Source organism: Rhizobium rhizoryzae, from assembly GCF_011046895.1.
Taxonomy (GTDB): domain Bacteria; phylum Pseudomonadota; class Alphaproteobacteria; order Rhizobiales; family Rhizobiaceae; genus Neorhizobium; species Neorhizobium rhizoryzae.
Genome location: NZ_CP049249.1, coordinates 219,525 through 236,762 on the forward strand (window position 1 = coordinate 219,525; position 17,238 = coordinate 236,762).

Genomic DNA, 17,238 nt, shown 5'->3' on the forward strand with positions numbered 1-17,238 from the left:
CGGTGGATCTCATAGCGCGACGGCTTCTTTTCCGTCTTCTTCGATGCGGCGGATAATCGGATAAACAACCTGACCGTCCTCTTCCCCGCGGGGAAAGTGTCCATCCCGGTGTCGCTTTTCGGCCTCCTTGTAGCCCGCAGGGGAAACGCCAATATAGTGCTTGAACATGCGGGAGAAGTAATAGCTATCGAGATAGCCCACCATTTCCGCCGTCTGCTTCACCGAACGGCCTGCTGCCAGCAGGCCCATCGCGCGCTCCATCCTTTTGAATTCCTGATATTTTGTCGGCGTCAGACCCACCTGTCGTCTGAAAATGCGGCGGAAGTAATCCACATTATAGGGGATGGACGCCAGGACGAGGTCCACGATCTCGTTGTTGAGCGGTTCGGCAGCGATGCGGCTGGCAGCGACCATGACCGCAAGTGACAGAGCATCGGGATTGTCGACGGTCGCTTCTACCTGCTGACGCCACCCCAGGAACGCCGCCTCGATATAGGCAATCAGGAACACCATGAACATGTGATGCTGTGCAAGCGTTGTGGATGACAAGGGTGCGGTCTCTCGATAATGCCTGACGAGTGGTTCCAGCATGTCCCAGCGGGGCAGATGCACCGCGCGCCGCAGTTCCATCTGCTGAATCATGTCCATCCGACCGAATACATCCAGCGTGAAGTGCTGTGCAGCACCCGTATAAAGTTCGGACGATGTGGACCGGCCGATAAAACGGGTGTTGGCATCGATCAGCAGAGCCATTCCCGGCCGTATTTCGATAACCTCATCTCCAATAGCATAGGTCGCTGATCCTGTAAGACATATGATAAGATCGTGAACGCTATTCGATTTGTCGATCATCCAGCTGGGTGAGTGCAACATCTTGATCGTAGAACGGGTTAGCTTCAGAGTCAGGGCATGAACCGGAATTGCGCCCAAAGGCCCATGTTCGTTTTTATCCATCTTTTTGTCCTGAAGCCTCTATTCTCTTCAACTCGTATGACAAGGATATTACGCCCAACTGATGGAGTTGCATAGCTCTATCGCCTGTTCAATGGGAGGAGCGGGTCAAGATCGTACCAATCAGGGGAATTTTCGCTGAGGGGATAGGATTTTACCGACGACTTTAGATGCAGATTTCAGACTATAAGATTATTCATCGTCCGGCTAACTGCGTAAGCGCCTTCAGACCCATTTCTGATGCTGGTCCGGTGCAGCAAATGCCGAATGCCGGCTACCTATACCTGTATGACATGTTCTTCGGCCGCAGGAAATGCGGAGGTTGGGCATGAGCGGGGATAGCCGTTTCCTGGGGTTGGTCTACCTGGCGCCCTACATCATCGGGTTGATGGTGTTTACGGCACTGCCATTTGCAGCGTCGTTCTATCTCAGCTTCACCGATTACAACCTGATGAGCGCTCCGGTCTTTACCGGTATCGAGAACTACGTGAAGCTGTTTACCAGCGATCGCACATTCCGTAAGTCGCTGTGGGTTACGCTGGTCTATGTGTTCACGACGGTTCCGCTGAAGCTGGCTTTCGCGCTCTTCATTGCGGTCATCCTGAATTACAAGCTGAAGTTCATCAACTTCTTCCGGACCGCCTTCTACGTACCTTCCATTCTCGGTGGATCGATCGCCATTGCGGTCATGTGGCGCTATCTGTTTGCGGATGTCGGCATCGTGAACATGGGCCTGGCTGCCATCGGCTTCGAGCCGGTGAACTGGTTCGGCGATCCAACCAATGCGCTGTTCACCATCACGCTTTTGCGGCTTTGGCAGTTTGGCTCGGCCATGGTGATCTTCCTCGCGGCTTTGCAGAGCATCGACAAGTCTCTCTACGAGGCAGCCTCCATTGACGGCGCGGGCAAATTCGCCACCTTCTGGCACATCACCATGCCGCTGATCACGCCGGTCATCTTCTTCAACCTGATCATGCAGATGGTTCAGGCCTTCCAGGAGTTCAACGGGCCTTACATCATCACGCAGGGCGGTCCGCTGAAGTCCACCTACCTCCTGCCTCTGTACATTTATGAGGAGGCCTTCAAGCGGTTCGATATGGGCTATGCCTCCGCAATTGCTTGGGTTCTCTTTGCCATCATCATGGTCCTGACCGTCATCGCCTTCTGGTCTTCGCGCCATTGGGTCTACTACGCCGGCGACAAGAGGAGCTGATCCCGTGACAGATCACGCACTTTCCACTCCACTCTCCGTTGATCGCGAAGCGGAGCAGATCTTGAAGGCGCAGCGTCGCCGCCGGATCATCAGCGCCACTCTTCGCTATGGTGTGCTGTTTTCCGTTGGTCTGGTCATGCTCTATCCGCTGATCTGGCTGATCGGGGCGTCGTTCAAACCCAACTCGGAAATCTTTGCGGGCGCAGGCTTCATTCCGCACGAGGGTACGGTCGCCGGTTACGTCAACGGTTGGCAAACCTCGACGCCCTACACGTTCGGTCGCTTTTTCTGGAACACGTTCCTGATCGTCATTCCGAAGATCATCGGCACGGCCATCTCCTGCACCGCCGTGGCCTACGGTTTCGCCCGCTTTGATTTTCCGGGGAAGAAGATCCTGTTCGCGTCCCTGATCGCGACGCTGCTCTTGCCAAACGTCGTGACCCGCATTCCGCAGTATCTCCTGTTCCGGGATCTGGGTTGGCTCGACAGCTTCCTGCCGCTCTGGGTTCCGTCTGCGTTTGCGGGGGATGCATTCTTCGTCTTCATGCTGGTGCAGTTCCTGCGCGCCATTCCGCGCGACATGGAAGAGGCCGCCCGTGTTGATGGCGCCTCCACCTGGCAGGTTCTGCTGTTCATCGTGGTGCCGCTTTTGACGCCCGCCCTGATCTCGGTCTGCCTGTTCCAGTTCATGTGGACGATGAACGATTTCCTCGGCCCGCTCATCTACATCTCGTCGGTCGACAAATTTCCTGTCTCGCTGGCGCTCAAACTCTCGATCGATACCACCGAAGCCTTCGAGTGGAACCGCATCCTGGCCATGTCCGTGCTCACCATCATGCCTGCGCTGATCGTGTTCTTCGTGGCCCAGAAATACTTCATCGAAGGCATCTCCGCCGGTGGCGTGAAAGGATAAGACGATGGCTCGCTTGCAGCTTAGAAATCTGGAAAAGGACTATGGCGGCTTCAAAGCCGTGCATGGGATCAACCTCGATGTGAATGACGGCGAGTTCATGGTTCTGGTCGGGCCATCTGGTTGCGCCAAGTCCACGACCTTGCGCATGATCGCAGGTCTCGAGCGGGTCACGGGCGGAGAAATCCGTATCGGCGACAACCTCGTCAACGACAAGGCTCCCGGCGAGCGTGGCATTGCCATGGTGTTCCAGAATTATGCGCTCTATCCGCATATGAAGGTCCGGAAAAACCTTTCCTTCGGTCTGCGCCTGAAACGTCGTCCGAAGGATGAGATCGAGCAGGCGACCCGCGACGTGTCCAACATTCTCGAAATCGGGGATTATTTGGAACGCCTGCCGAAGCAGCTTTCCGGCGGGCAGGCGCAGCGCGTGGCAGTGGGGCGTGCGCTCATCAAGAAGCCGCAGGTCTTCCTGTTCGACGAACCGCTATCCAACCTTGATGCGAAACTTCGCGCCTCGATGCGCGTTCGCATCACCGATCTTCACAAGCAGCTGAAAGCAGACGGTCTGCAATCCACCGTCGTCTATGTGACCCACGACCAGACGGAAGCCATGACCATGGGCGACCGCATTTGCGTGATGAAGGAAGGCCGCATCATGCAGGTGGCCGACCCCGTCACGCTATACAATCGCCCGGCCAATGCCTTTGTCGCAGGCTTTATCGGCAGCCCTGAAATGAACTTGCTGGAAGCCGATCTGGCTGACTCCACCCTTTCCATTGGCAGCCAGCGCCTTCCGCTCGGATCGGACGTCATGGCGCGTCTGAGCCAGACGGCAGCGAAGCGCCTGACGCTTGGCGTTCGTCCGCAGCACTTCCGAGTGGCAGGATCAGATGAGGCCGGCACGCTTGCGGGCAAGGTTTCCCACGTCGAGTTCATGGGCCACGAGGTCTATCTCTACGTGAAGGTCGAGGGTTCCCAGGTCATCGCCGTGGTGCCGTCTGCCCAGTACGATCGCAGCAAGATCAGCGGCGATACGGTGTATCTCGCACCGCAGTCGGAAAACATCCATTTGTTCGACCGCGTGAGCGGCGAAAACATCTCACTAGCCAAGCTTGATTAAACGCGTTCGGGGAGGAACGACCATGAAACTGACAAAACTTCTGCTTGCTACGGCCTTCGCAGCCACCAGCCTTGGGCAGGTCAGCCAAGCTGCCGATCTGCGCATGTCCTGGTGGGGTGGCGACAGCCGACATAAGGTAACACAGGAAGCCCTGAAGGTGTGCGGCGACAAATATGGCCACAAGATCGCGGCCGAGTTTACCGGCTTCGATGGTCATCTGGAAAAGGTGACGACCCAGATCGCAGGCGGCACGGAAGCCGATATCATGCAGATCAACTGGCCATGGCTGCCACTCTTTTCCATCAAGGGTGATGGATTTGCGGATCTCAACCAGTTCAAGGATGTGATCGATCTCAGCCAGTGGTCCGCCGATGATCTCGCTGCCGGCACGATGAACGGCAAGCTGAACGGCCTGTCTGTATCGACGACGGGTCGCGTGTTCATGTTCAACAAGACCGCGCTCGACAAGGCAGGCGTTGCGATCCCGACCACTTGGGACGAACTCTTCAAGGCCGTCAAGGCAGTGAAGGAAAAGATCGGCCCTGATGCCTATCCGATGAACGCGGTCAAGGAGACGGCGGTTCTTCTGATTTCGCTGAATGCGACACAGTCGACGGGCAAGGATCTGGTCGATCCTGCAACGAAGAAGGTTGCGTGGAAGCCTGAAGAGCTGGCCAAGGCCATCGATTTCTACGGCAAGATGGTCAAGGACGGTGTCGTGATGTCGCAGAAGTCTGTCGCGGCAGAAGGCAACCTCAACCTGTTCGAAAGCCCGAAGTGGGCAGACGGGCGCATTTCCGGTTCCTATGAATGGGATTCGACCTTCTCCAAATATGCTGATCCACTGAAGGGCCAGAAGCTGGAGCCTGTCGCCATCCTGAAGGCAAGTGATGCCAAGACCGATGGTGTCTACCGCAAACCTTCCATGGTCTTCTCGATCTCGAAGCGTTCGAAGGATCCGAAGGCTGCTGCCCAGATCGTCAACTGCCTGCTGAACGAGCCGGAAGCCATCAAGATCCTCGGTACATCCCGCGGTCTTCCCGCCAGCAAGATTGCAGCCAAGACCTTGACGGATGGCGGTAAGATCGAGGCGGAACTTCTGAAGGCGCATGACATCATCGTCAAGGCCAGCGGCCCCACCGTTTCGCCGCTGAACGAGCATCCGGAAATCCGCTCCGTCTTCCTCGATGCGCTCGAAGAATATGCTTACGGACAGATTGATTCCAAGGAAGCCGCAGAAACCATCATTGATGGCGTGAACGGCGTTCTGAAGAAATTCTGATCCTCCCAAGGGCCTCGCGCGCGAATGCCGCGCGGGGCCAACCTCCCGCTTTCCGAGGACATGTCCATGTCGCGACTAGCGCTGATTGCTGTGAGCACCCGCACGGCGACTGTCAGCATTGATGCCGAACAGAGCCACTTTTTCCTGCCCGCATTGGTGAACTGGCGTCTCATCAACGATGAGAATGAGACCGTTGCCACCGGAGTTGCCGATCAGGCCGTATTCACGATCTACGACCTGCAACCTTCGACACGATATCGACTTGTGTGCGACAAAGACGAGCTCGACATCAATACCAGTAGGGAGAGCAGGCTCGTCAACATCGTCGACGAGGGCGCATCACCGGAACTGGACGATAATGCGCCACGCATACAGGCGGCGATCAATACGCTTCCGAATGATGCCACACTTGTCATTCCCGCTGGTACGTTCCGCTCAGGGCCTCTGTTTCTGAAGAGCAATATGACTTTGCTTCTGGAGGAAGGTGCTGTTCTGCTGGGCCATGAAAACCGGAAGCACTATCCTATCCTGCCTGCGCGCCATGCCGATGGTAGGGTTCTTGGAACCTGGGAAGGGGTGGCGGAAGCCTGCTTTGCCAGTCTCATTACTGCCATCGACTGCCAGAATCTGAACATCACCGGGGCCGGGCTGATCAACGGTGGCGCCGATGCGGCCGATTGGTGGACGTGGCCGAAGGAAACCCGCGATGGCGCCCGGCGTCCCCGCACGCTGTTCGTTTCGCATTCCGACCATGTGCAAGTGACCGGTCTGACGATATGCAATTCACCCTCCTGGACAGTTCATCCAGTCTTCTGCCGGGACTTTCTGGCTGCGGATCTGCGCATATCCAACGATCCCCATTCGCCCAACACCGACGGTTTGAACCCGGAATGCAGCCGGGATGTCAGATTGGCGGGCATTCATTTCTCCGTCGGCGATGACTGTATCGCCATCAAGGCGGGCAAGAGGGATCCGAAAGGTGGACTGGACCAACCCTGTGAAGGCATCCTCATCGAGAATTGCCATATGCAGCGCGGGCATGGCGGCGTCGTGATCGGAAGCGAAATGAGCGGCACGGTGCGCGACGTTATCATTCGTAGATGTTCTCTGCGGGAAACCGACCGCGGCCTACGCATCAAGACCCGGCGCGGACGCGGTGGTCAGGTGAGCAATATCTCACTGGATGATTGCTACATGGACCGGGTTGCAACGCCGCTCGTGATCAACGCATTTTACTTCTGTGACGCGGACGGAAAATCCGATTACGTTCAATCCCGCTCGCCGCTTCCTGTTACCGATGCTACGCCGAAGATATCCGGGATTCATCTTCGAAATGTCGTGGCGGACAACGTGGGCACTGCCGCAGCCGCATTTTATGGCCTGCCAGAAGCGCCCGTGACAGGAATTTCAATCGAGAACTATCGGGTCACATTCGATCCGAATGCCAAACCGGATGTGCCGGACATGGCCTGCGGCTTCATCCCCCTTCGTCATGGCGGGATCATTGCCGAAAATGCCGAATTCGATCGCCGTGATGGGATCGTCCTGACTCCTTCTTTGCAGAGTGTTTCCGCATGAACATCAACCTGCCTGACTATTTCGACGCCTATGCCCGAGACTACAGCCTCTACAAGGGAGGAGCCTCCTGCTACGAAGACGGCTGTCTTTATCGCGGTCTCATCATGCTGCACGAGGCAACGGGCGAGGAGCGTTGGTTCCGTCATCTGAAGCGGCTCGCAGACGCTCAGGTCCGCCCAAACGGGGAACTGGCTGGCTACACAGTTGACGAATACAACATCGACAACGTGCTTCCCGGTCGTGCGTTTCTCTACCTTGCGGGGCGCACCGGCGACGATCGCTATCGCAAGGCGGCGGATCTGCTGGCGAAACAGCTGGAAACGCATCCCAGGATTGAGGCCGGACCACATTGGCACAAGCTGCGCTACCCGCATCAGGTCTGGCTGGACGGCCTTTACATGGCTTTGCCATTCAAGGCGGAATATGCGGCTGCCGCCCGGCAGTCCAGGCTTGCCGAGCAGGCACTTGGCGAAATGTTGTCGGCTCTTCGCCTGACTGAAGACAAGGATGCCAATCTCTATCGCCACGGCTACGACGAATCGCGGCAACAGAAATGGGCAGATCCGGCGACAGGTCTTTCACCCGCACATTGGGGACGCTCCCTTGGCTGGTTGGCCATGGCGCTTGTCGATCTGATCGATGCCTTGCCACCGGGAGCTTCCACCAATCAGCTTTCTGCCAGGTTGCTGTCCCTGCTGCTGCGGCTACAGGAACTGCAACTTCCCGATGGTCGCTGGCTGCAGGTCATCGACCAGCCGGAACTCGCCGGCAACTATGCAGAGAGTTCCGCAACGGCGATGCTGGCCTATGCGTACATGAAGGCTGCGCGCCTGCCCGGACTTTCACCCGCTTTGGCAGATACCGGTCAGAAAGCTCTGGATGGGTTGATGACCAACGCCATGATCAAGAACGCAGATGGCCGAACCGTTCTCGGCAACATCTGCTGCGTGGCCGGGCTTGGTGGTTTCGATGGCAATTACCGGGACGGTACGCCTGAGTACTATCTGACCGAGGTTTTGCACGATGACGACATCAAGGGCGTTGCACCGCTTATGATGGCCTATTCGGAATTCGTCAGCGCGGGCGATGCCATGGCAGGGCAGGACAGGATAACTGCATAGCCGTTTGCCTATAATTCGTGGATCTGAACATCGGGAACCACGGATCTTGCAATATCGCATAAATGCCGGTGGTGGGTCAGATAGATCACCTGACCCATGGTCGCCATCTGTCCGAACAGCCGGAAAACCTCCTCGGAACGCGGTTCGTCGAATGTTTCCATGATGTCGTCAGCGACGAAGGGAATGGACGGGCGAACGGCCGCGAATTCTTCGTAGCCCGCAAGTCTCAGTGCCAGATAGAGCTGGTAGCGCGTACCGGTCGACATGGCATCCGATAGCTTGGAGCCTCCATCCCTCGTTACGCCGATCAGAATTTCCTTGCCGCCATCGGGCTGGGTGCTGAGGCCTGAATATTCATTTCGGGTCATCTGCCGGAACGCAGCAGAGGCCTTGGTCATCATCGAACTGCGGTGTTTCTCACGATAAAGGCTCAATGCAGTCTCAGCAGCCATGGTGCCAGCGCGCAACCGAAGATAACGCTGGGCCTGATCCTGAGTATCGAGAATGATGGTCGCGCGTCGTGCTTCAAGGCGAGCCACGGCATCATCGCCGCCAACCGCGTCGATCTTGTCCTGCGCACGCGTCAGTTCTGCGTAAAGTTCGCGCGATCGCTGAGACAGGTTCTCAATCGTTTGCGTCAACTGTTGAACATCCGACGCCGCGCGTTCTGCATCCAGGTCAGTCAGCATGCGAACAGCATCATCCAGGCTATTCACAGGCAGCATGTCCAGCAGTTGATGGCGAAGTTCGGCCGCGCGTACGTCCAACCTGTCGCGCTCTGCGGCCCGCTCCAGATGTTGGCTGACGGCCTCAAGACTTTCGACCCCAAAGAATGACGTGAATTCTGCCTTGCGCGATGCGTGGGCCGCAAGCCTTAGATCGACAGCTTCCAGCGCTTCCTTCTGCCTTCCAAGATCGGCCATCCGGGACTGCCGGTGCAATTGCAGCTGTTCCACTTCTTGTCTGCCACGTTCCAGTCGGCCGGCAAGGGCGATCACATCCCCATCTGTCTCAGCCCAGCCAACGGATGCGCCAAGCTCTCGAACCTGTTCTGTGAACCGCGCAATGTCCCGTGCCATCAGTTCCGTGCGATGGGCCAGCTGATCGCGCTGTCCAATGAGACGGGGCAGATCCGCCAGTCGATCGAGAATGCCGCGCACCGCGGCGGGGTCCGTCTCTTCCGCGAACCACGTCCTGTTCAGCGCATTGGTCCACTCTGCGTGCCATTCATCTTGCGCCTGGCGCGCGTTCGCCAGATCCTGCTGGCGCTCACTCAAATCACGCTTCAGCTCGCCAAGTCTGTTCGCTTGCTGGTGCCGCTCCCGGGCCTGTTCCTGACCTGCAGCCAGCCAGTGGCTGATGGTGTCGAGTTTGCCCTCGAAATCAGCTGGTGAAGTTTGAATGTCTGGAATATCCGAAAGCAGCAGGTTCAGTTCTTCTAGCTGCTGCCGTTCCGTTTCCTGTAACTCCTCCACTTTATCGTTGGCTTCGGCCCAGCTGTCGTAAGCGGAAAGGTAGTCTGCCCGCGCTCTGGAGAAACCTTCGATCCATGAGATCACAGCCGGGATGTCAGCTTCCTTTCCACGCTCGAAAGGCAGTACCTCCATCAGACGATGCAACAGATCCGTTCGTTCCTGGCTGATCTCGGCGAGAGCCTCTTCGGTCTCCCGTAGTTTCACCGCGAGCGCCTGCCGCTCTTGCCGCAGCCGCCGCCACTCAACCAACTCCCCGGAGTGGGAAAGACGGCTGTCGTTGACCTTGTCGTACTCTTGCATCAAGGCGTCGAAGGCCTGCGCGGTCTCCGGAGTTAAACTCCTTAGATGCTGCTGCCATGCCTCGTTTCGACGCTGGCGTAGCGCGGCGGCGGATGCGTCATCAAAATTTTCCGCCTCGCTACGCGATGCAGCAAGACGCGCCTCCGTCTCCGCAAGCCGCGTGCGGGTTTCGCGCAGGCTTTCCTTCATGCGGGCCGTCTGCCGGTCCAACTCCGCAGACTGCTGACGCCAAGCCTCCATCTGCCGAGGTTCGGGCACTCTCAGAGACCTAAGCTCGTCGGCGGTCCCCTCCCAGGGCAGAAGAGCGGTCGCGGTCTGTTCTACCTGCCGCCGTAGTCGCTCCAATCCCCGTTTCTCCAACGTGATAAGGGAACGAGTGTCGCTTTTGCGAAGCCGCTCGAGGACCGCGGTCACCTGCCGGTCCTTTCTCTCATCACGATCGGACGAGGAATGGTCCGCCAGTTTTACGGCGGCAAGTTCAATGGCGGCTTCAATGCGTTCAACTTCGCGCTGAACGGTCTTCAACGTCGCACTGATGCCAGATCGGGTTTCGATCAAATCGCGAAGCTTGCCCGTGAGGGCCGGTGAAAGGATAAGCGTCTCAGGCTGATTTTCACCTTCTTTGCCGAGAGCCCGCAGAGCCTGCTGCAGAAGTGCCTGACTTTCGGCCAGCTCAAACTGCCGTTTCTCAAGATCCTTCACACCGGTGATATGGCGCGCCTTTTCCACCGTCAGCGCAGAGATTGCATCTGCTGCATCGCGGATCTTCGTGTCGATCGCAATTGCCGCAATCTCATTTTCAAGGCGCTCGATAGATGCCGCAAGACCTGCCCTCTCTGTTTCCAGCTGCGTTTCATCGCGCATAGCTTCGGCAAGAAGGGCGGCCCATTCTCTGGGCGGACGCGGAAGATCTGCAAGGGGCGCCAGAGCTTCTTCCGTGCGCCGCAGTTCGCGCAGCAAAGGCAGCGCGCGCAACTCCGCCTGCAATTTCAGCGCCCCGACCTGCGCACCTGAAAGTTCTTGAAGGACTGCGCTGTAATTCTTCTGGACTTGATCGCGGGTCGAAACAAGGCCGGCGAAGGCCGGGGCATAGGTGTCGATCTCGTCCCGCTCCGCCTTCAACCCAGCCAGTCGTTGCTTCAAATCGGCCAGTTGCGTGGTGCGGGCTCGCTTCTTGTGGAAGGCGAAAGCCTCTTCTTCGGTTGCGTTCAAAACGCGGCTCAGTTCGGCAAGGCCCGCGCTTGCGGAAAACAGAAGCTCCCCCAGATCACCCTTGCTTTCAACAATCGCACGTCCGCCATCCTGCAGCGAATGCTCATCCAGAGAAAACATGGCTCTGTAGGAGTCGCGCGTCAGCCCGCCCAGTGCAGATGCAATAACGGCTTCCGGCAGTGGTTGACCAGAGTGATCGAGGAGGGCGTTTGTCCGCTTCTTGATGCGAATGAAATCCTGTCCGCGACCGTCGATCTCCAACCGCCCGCCAATTTGCATGGCGCTATAGGCATGCAGAAAATCGTAGGAGCTCTTGTCAGGAATACCGAACAGCAGGTCGAGATAGGCGGAGAATGCCGTTGACTTTCCCGCCTCGTTGAGACCGTAGACGATATGCAGATCAGGCAAACCTTCGCGACGTGCTCCAAAGTCGAGCACACGATCGGTAAACTTGCCGTAGCGCGTGAGATCGAGCCGGGAAAGACGCATCAGTTCTTCTCCCGATCAACGGCGGCCAGTCGGGAAAGGATGTCTTCGCTACCTTGTGTGATCAGCTGATCGACGAGGCTGTCGAAACTTTCGGTATCCTTTCCCGCAAACTGCCTTGCTTCTGCGGGAAGATCATCAAGAAGCTGGGTGACGAGCTCGCGCACCTGTTCCCTGTAACCCGCCGAGGGGATGACCTGACTGTGAATAATCTCCTTGAGCTCAACCACTGGATCTGCGCCTGACGCGCCGACAGGCGCCGACGGTAGACGCACATCCAGCTCAAGCTTTTCGATCCAGACCCGTCCGGTCCTTTCTGCGCGCTGTTCGGCTTCAGCCAGAAGCAGATCCATGTCACGGCGCATCGTCCAGGCCAGAGGCGTTTCGCCAATCAGACGCAGACGCGCAACGAGATGACTGGAGAGAGTACGCGTTCTTTCACGCTCCAGAGTGGAGCTGATGTGTTCGGCGAGATCGGTCCATTCCGTCAGGCCTGACACATCGACGTCGATGCGAGAGAACTGTGCAATGCTCGTGAGGCGTTCTTCGATCGTCAGACTACCGTCGTCCTGAACAGTCACCAGCGTGACGCTTTTTTCCCCTGCCTCGTTGATATCACGCCCCTGTGGCATGCCGGGCATGATGACCGTCCGTTCTCCGGCGTGATGCGTCCGCTGGTGAATATGGCCAAGAGCCCAGTAGTGAAAGCCGGAGGCATGCAGTTCGCCGACGGAGCAGGGTGCATAGAGATCATGGCCTGGCGCGCCAGCGAGGCTCGTATGCATGATGCCGATGTTGATTGCGCCGGAAACTGCCTGTTTGTATTTCGGCAGAAGGCTTTCGGGAGCCTGTGGCTTGGCAAAGCTGAGGCCATGGATGACGACCGTGTGGTTCCCGGCGTTCAATTCAACACTTTCGGCGCGCCCGGAAAATACTTTGACCGAAGGCGGTAGTACCAGTTCCTGGGTGATGCGGGATAGAGCATCGTGATTACCGCGGATCTTGAAGACGTTGATATTCGCCTCATGCAGCCGCTGCATCTGCGTCGCCAGGAATCGCGCAGTCTTCATCGAGGTCTGGTCGCCGTCGTAAAGATCTCCGGCGATGATCAGCGCATCGACCCTCTCTTCAAGGCAGAGATCGACGATACGCACAAGCGCTTGCCGTGTGGCATCGCCAATGAGTTCTGCCAGCTCCGGATTGCGCAGTGAAAGGCTACGCAGCGGAGAATCGAGGTGGATGTCGGCTGTATGTACGAACCTGAAAGCCATGCTCCGGTCTAGCCGGAATAGTATCAGCATTCAACGCCTATCGATCTTTGCACACAACCATGAATCGGTATGGGTCAACGATTTCCATCCATCCTACTTTTCGTTGACAACGGCTGGTTTCTCACCATATTCAGCGCAAATTCCGAGGGGAGCACCTGTACGGTGCTGAGATGGCGGTGAGCCGGACCCTTGAACCTGATCCGGGTCATGCCGGCGTAGGAACGGAAAATCGCTCGCAAAGCGCTGTTTCGCTTCATCCGCTGATCCTGATCGAATGTGATGATCGGGGAGCGGGCCGTGGCATATTGCCCTGCCGACATGTTTGACTGCTGGACGTCGCGACGCCGTGAGTGGCGCGCATGACGGTTCAACGAACGCTGCTTGCTGTCATTCTTCTCCTGCTGGTGTGGCAGGGTGTCATCGTTCTTCTGGAGCCGCCGCGCTATCTCCTGCCAGCGCCCATGGCAGTGGCGGATGTCTATCTGAAGCAGACAGGCTTTCTCCTCCGTCACAGCCTGCTGACGGCTAGCGAGATTCTTGTTGGATTGGTTCTGGGTGCGCTGCTCGGTGCTGGCACGGCGCTCGCTGTTGCAGCCTTTCCAAGGACTGGGCAGATCGTGTGGCCGCTTGTGCTGGTCCTCCAGGCCTTTCCGGTCTTTGTGCTCGCGCCATTGCTGGTCATCTGGTTCGGGTTCGGGATAGCCTCGAAAGTGGCGATGACCGTCATCATCATCTTCTTTCCGGTGGCATCTGCGTTCTACGATGGCTTGCGCAGAACTGATGGCGCCATGCTGGATGCCGCGGCGCTGACGCAGGCGAGCCACTGGCAAACACTGCGATATCTACGCCTTCCGCTGGCGCTTCCATCCTTGATTTCCGGTCTGCGGATCGCCGCCCCCCTGGCCCCGCTGGGCGCGGTTGTTGGCGAATGGGTCGGTGCGGCGGGCGGGCTTGGCTTTGTCATGATGCAGGCCAATGCGCGTCTTCAGACCGATGTGATGTTTGCCGCCATGGGTGTGCTGGCGCTTTACACGCTGGCGCTTCGGCTCGGGGTGGACCGCGTGACGGCGGGCCTTGCTCCCTGGGCGCGCGAGGTCAATCACCCAACTCCTTCTTACCCTAAATTCAAACCGGGACCTTCTTCATGAAACGCTTTCTCGCAGCGCTCGTCGCGCTGGCTGCCCTTGCCGTGCCTGCGTCTGCCTATGCCGCAGACAAGCTGAATGTTTTGCTGGAATGGTTCGTGAACCCGGATCATGCGCCGCTGGTTGTGGCACAGCAGAAGGGCTATTTTGCGGATGCAGGGCTTGAGGTGAAGCTCATTCCGCCGGCGGATCCTTCGGCCGTTCCGCGTCTGGTATCGACCGGCGAGGCAGATATCGGCATCCACTATCAACCCAACCTCTATCTCGATACTGCCGCCGGCTTGCCTCTGGTGCGCTTCGGTACGCTGGTCGAGACCCCGCTGAACACGGTGACGGTGCTGGCCAACGGCCCGATCAAGTCGCTCAAGGATCTCAGAGGCAAGAAGATCGGTTTTTCCGTTTCCGGTTTCGAGGATGCAATGTTGAAGCGCATGCTGGCCGGGGAGGGTGTTCAACTCTCTGACGTCGAACTCGTGAATGTCAACTTCTCGCTCTCGCCAAGCCTGATCGCCGGGAAAGTGGACGCCACGATTGGCGGTTTTCGAAACTTCGAGCTGACCCAGATGCGGATCGAAGGACATGAGGGCAAGGCATTCTTTCCCGAGGAGCACGGCGTGCCGGTGTACGACGAGCTCGTTTTCGTGACCCGCAAACAGCTTGTTGCCGATCCCCGTCTCCCGCGCTTTCTCCAGGCCGTGGAAAAGGCCGCCGTTTATCTGACCAATCATCCGGATGAGGCTCTTGGCCTCTTCCTCAAAGCCTATCCGGATCTGGACAATGAGCTGAACCGGAAGGTTTTCGTCGACACGCTGCCACGTCTTGCCAAACGGCCTGCGGCGCTGGACCGTACCCGCTATCAGCGCTTTGGCACCTTCATGGCCGAGAGTGGCTTGATCCCCAAGGCGCCTGCTGTGGACGATATTGCCGTGGAGCTGAAATGAGTGACGTCAAGCGGCAGCCGACTGCTGTAGATGCCGGCGCGATTCTGGCCCGTGTTCGCGCCCAGCGGCCGCGGGTTCACTGCCTGATGAATACCGTGGTCCAGAAGTTTACTGCTGATGGTATCACTGTCGTGGGCGGCATACCTTCAATGACTTCGTCCCGCGATGAAATCGCCGATTTCGTGGCGAAGGCCGATGCGCTGACCATCAATCTCGGCACATTAGATGCTGAGCGTCGGGCCGTGATTCGTATCGCAGTCGATATCGCGAATGCCAGCGGCAAGCCGTGGATCATGGATCCGGTCCATTGCGATTATTCACCGGGCAGGCTGGAGTTCGCTCGCGAACTCATTTCGCTCGGTCCCACTATCGTGCGCGGCAATCGGGCAGAGATGAGCGTGATATGCGATACGCGCGCCAGCCTTCGCATCCAGACTGGGCCGGTTGATGAACTGGCTGATGGCGAACGGCGTGTTTCGATCCGCAACGGTCATCCCTGGATGGCGCAGGTTACCGGTACCGGATGCCTCTCGGGTGGCATCATTGCCGCCTTCATGGCAGTTGAGCCCGATGCCTTGACTGCTGCGGCCTGCGCGCTGTCCGTCACCGGCAGTGCCGCCGAGATCGCTGCCACCCATGCACGGGGACCCGGAACATTCGAACCTGCCTTCCTCGATGCACTAGCCTCGCTGGACGAGCATGAACTTAATCAACGGGCAAGGATCGAAGCATGAGGCAGGTAGACTATCGATTGAACGCCATTGTCGACGCATCCTTAAGCGATGTCGGTCACCTGCCGGAACTGGCAGCGATTGCTGCGAAGAGCGGCGCCACTATTCTGCAGTATCGCGACAAATCCGCGTCAACTCGGCTGATGATCGAGCGGGCTTCGGCCATCCGGCAGGCGATTGCCGGAACAGGGGTTCCACTCGTCATCAACGATCGGGTGGATGTCGCGATCGCCTCTGGTGTCGATGGTGTCCATCTGGGCGCAGAGGACATGGATGCCGAAATGGCCCGTCGCTTGCTGGGGCCGGATGCGCTCATAGGCGTGACGGTCAAGAAACCTGTCGATGCCGCCTATGCGGGAAGCGCGCCTGTCAATTACGCCTGCATCGGCGGCGTGTTCGAAACGCTTTCGAAGGTCAACCCCGATCCACCAGTCGGCCTAGAAGGTCTGCGCGCCTTGCGTGACCAGATCCGTCAGTTGAACCCGTCTCTGCCGGTCGGAGCGATTGCGGGAATTTCGATGGAGCGTATCGGCTCGGTCATCGCGCAGGGGGCAGATGGTGTTGCGGCCATTTCCGCCCTGTTCAGGGCGCCGAATATTGCCGAAGCGACCGCATCCTTTCGCAAGGCTGTGGATGCAAGTTTGAAGGATAAAGCACGATGACTGCCATTGCCCTGACCATAGCCGGATCCGACAGCGGGGGCGGCGCAGGTATTCAGGCTGATCTGAAGACCTTTTCCGCACTCGGAGTTTATGGCGCCAGTGTTGTGACAGCGATCACGGCGCAGAACACCCGCGGTGTGACAGCCGTTGAAGACATATCACCCGCCACGATCGCAGCACAGATGCGAGCCGTCTTTTCGGATCTTCCGGTCAACGCCCTGAAGGTCGGCATGGTTTCGCGCAGTGAAACTATCGCAACCATCGCCGACGAACTCGCCGCCTTTGCGGGTCCGGTCGTTGTCGACCCAGTCATGGTTGCCACCTCTGGCGATAGACTGCTGCGGGAAGACGCGATCGAAACGTTGAGAACACGGCTTATACCGCTCGCTGCAGTCGTGACCCCCAATCTGCCCGAAGCAGCCTTGCTGACAGGCAAGCCGGTTGCCAAAAACGCAGATGAGATGCAGGTGCAGGCGAGGGCGATCTTGTCCCTTGGCGCAAAGGCCGTTCTCATCAAAGGCGGGCATGGCAGTTCGGCTGAAAGTACGGATTTCCTGATCACCGCTGACCAGACAGTGGTTTTGACAGCAGAGCGGATCGAAACCACCAATGATCACGGAACCGGCTGTACGCTGGCTGCCGCGCTGGCCGCGGAACTGGCAAAGGGAGCCTCCCTCGAAGATGCCGCCAAATCCGCGAAATCTTATCTTCATGCTGCCTTGAAGGCGGGCGTGGCGTTGCAGGTTGGTTCAGGTCGGGGGCCGGTGCATCACTTCCATGGCTGGTGGCCCGCTTGATTGCGGGCTTTCGGGATAGGCTGGAGCGGTCGCTGGGGAA

At 58.1% G+C, this 17,238-nt stretch carries 14 protein-coding genes and 1 riboswitch; of the genes, 11 read left to right on the forward strand and 3 right to left on the reverse strand.

Translation table 11 applies throughout. The annotated features are described in order from the left end of the window. Positions 1–9: 9 nt before the first annotated feature. Positions 10–954: a helix-turn-helix transcriptional regulator gene (locus G6N80_RS01885; protein ID WP_062556782.1), complete on the reverse strand. Its 945-nt coding sequence runs from the start codon at positions 952–954 to the stop codon at positions 10–12. Between the two features lie 325 nt (positions 955–1,279). On the opposite strand from G6N80_RS01885, the gene G6N80_RS01890 reads away from it, so the two are divergent. The 6 genes from G6N80_RS01890 to G6N80_RS01915 all read left to right on the forward strand — a co-directional run bounded on the left by G6N80_RS01890 (position 1,280) and on the right by G6N80_RS01915 (position 8,178). Continuing rightward, entirely contained in the window at positions 1,280–2,164 is an 885-nt protein-coding gene (locus tag G6N80_RS01890) for a carbohydrate ABC transporter permease (RefSeq protein WP_165130877.1), read from the forward strand. 4 nt (positions 2,165–2,168) lie between these two features. After that, complete coding sequence (locus G6N80_RS01895; protein ID WP_425503866.1) at positions 2,169–3,077, forward strand: carbohydrate ABC transporter permease; 909 nt, start codon at positions 2,169–2,171, stop codon at positions 3,075–3,077. Positions 3,078–3,081: 4 nt separating this feature from the next. Then, the gene (locus tag G6N80_RS01900; RefSeq protein WP_165130879.1) at positions 3,082–4,197 is read left to right on the forward strand and encodes an ABC transporter ATP-binding protein; all 1,116 of its coding nucleotides are present in this window, start codon (positions 3,082–3,084) and stop codon (positions 4,195–4,197) included. Positions 4,198–4,219: 22 nt separating this feature from the next. Continuing rightward, positions 4,220–5,479: an ABC transporter substrate-binding protein gene (locus G6N80_RS01905; protein WP_165130881.1), complete on the forward strand. Its 1,260-nt coding sequence runs from the start codon at positions 4,220–4,222 to the stop codon at positions 5,477–5,479. Between the two features lie 66 nt (positions 5,480–5,545). Further along, positions 5,546–7,057, forward strand: a complete 1,512-nt coding sequence (gene pglA / locus G6N80_RS01910) for a polygalacturonase PglA (protein WP_246251383.1) — start codon at positions 5,546–5,548, stop codon at positions 7,055–7,057. Continuing rightward, on the forward strand, positions 7,054–8,178 hold the full coding sequence (locus G6N80_RS01915; RefSeq protein WP_210300854.1) for a glycoside hydrolase family 88/105 protein: 1,125 nt from the start codon (positions 7,054–7,056) through the stop codon (positions 8,176–8,178). The genes pglA and G6N80_RS01915 overlap by 4 nt, the downstream gene beginning before the upstream one ends. A gap of 8 nt (positions 8,179–8,186) precedes the next feature. Here the strand turns inward: G6N80_RS01915 and G6N80_RS01920 are convergent, their stop codons facing one another. Both G6N80_RS01920 and G6N80_RS01925 read right to left on the reverse strand, forming a co-directional pair. Continuing rightward, positions 8,187–11,654 carry an ATP-binding protein gene (locus tag G6N80_RS01920; protein WP_165130883.1) on the reverse strand — a complete coding sequence of 1,156 codons (3,468 nt, stop codon included), beginning with the start codon at positions 11,652–11,654 and terminating at the stop codon, positions 8,187–8,189. Then, on the reverse strand, positions 11,654–12,922 hold the full coding sequence (locus G6N80_RS01925) for a metallophosphoesterase family protein (protein ID WP_165130885.1): 1,269 nt from the start codon (positions 12,920–12,922) through the stop codon (positions 11,654–11,656). The genes G6N80_RS01920 and G6N80_RS01925 overlap by 1 nt, the downstream gene beginning before the upstream one ends. Positions 12,923–13,057: 135 nt before the next feature. After that, positions 13,058–13,161: riboswitch (TPP riboswitch) on the forward strand. A 120-nt stretch (positions 13,162–13,281) separates the two neighbouring features. Here G6N80_RS01925 and G6N80_RS01930 point away from each other — a divergent pair. Genes G6N80_RS01930 through thiD form a run of 5 tightly spaced genes read left to right on the forward strand, consistent with a single transcriptional unit; the run spans position 13,282 to position 17,198 of the window. After that, on the forward strand, positions 13,282–14,070 hold the full coding sequence (locus G6N80_RS01930) for an ABC transporter permease (RefSeq protein ID WP_165130887.1): 789 nt from the start codon (positions 13,282–13,284) through the stop codon (positions 14,068–14,070). After that, positions 14,067–15,008 (forward strand): ABC transporter substrate-binding protein, encoded by a 942-nt coding sequence (locus G6N80_RS01935; protein WP_165130889.1) that lies wholly within the window; start codon positions 14,067–14,069, stop codon positions 15,006–15,008. Before G6N80_RS01930 ends, G6N80_RS01935 begins: the two co-directional genes overlap by 4 nt. Then, a complete protein-coding gene (locus tag G6N80_RS01940) occupies positions 15,005–15,742 on the forward strand; it encodes a hydroxyethylthiazole kinase (RefSeq protein ID WP_165130891.1) in 738 nt (245 codons plus the stop codon). The genes G6N80_RS01935 and G6N80_RS01940 overlap by 4 nt, the downstream gene beginning before the upstream one ends. Continuing rightward, entirely contained in the window at positions 15,739–16,401 is a 663-nt protein-coding gene (thiE, locus tag G6N80_RS01945; protein WP_165130893.1) for a thiamine phosphate synthase, read from the forward strand. The genes G6N80_RS01940 and thiE overlap by 4 nt, the downstream gene beginning before the upstream one ends. Then, positions 16,398–17,198: a bifunctional hydroxymethylpyrimidine kinase/phosphomethylpyrimidine kinase gene (gene thiD / locus G6N80_RS01950; RefSeq protein ID WP_165130895.1), complete on the forward strand. Its 801-nt coding sequence runs from the start codon at positions 16,398–16,400 to the stop codon at positions 17,196–17,198. The genes thiE and thiD overlap by 4 nt, the downstream gene beginning before the upstream one ends. Positions 17,199–17,238: the final 40 nt, after the last annotated feature.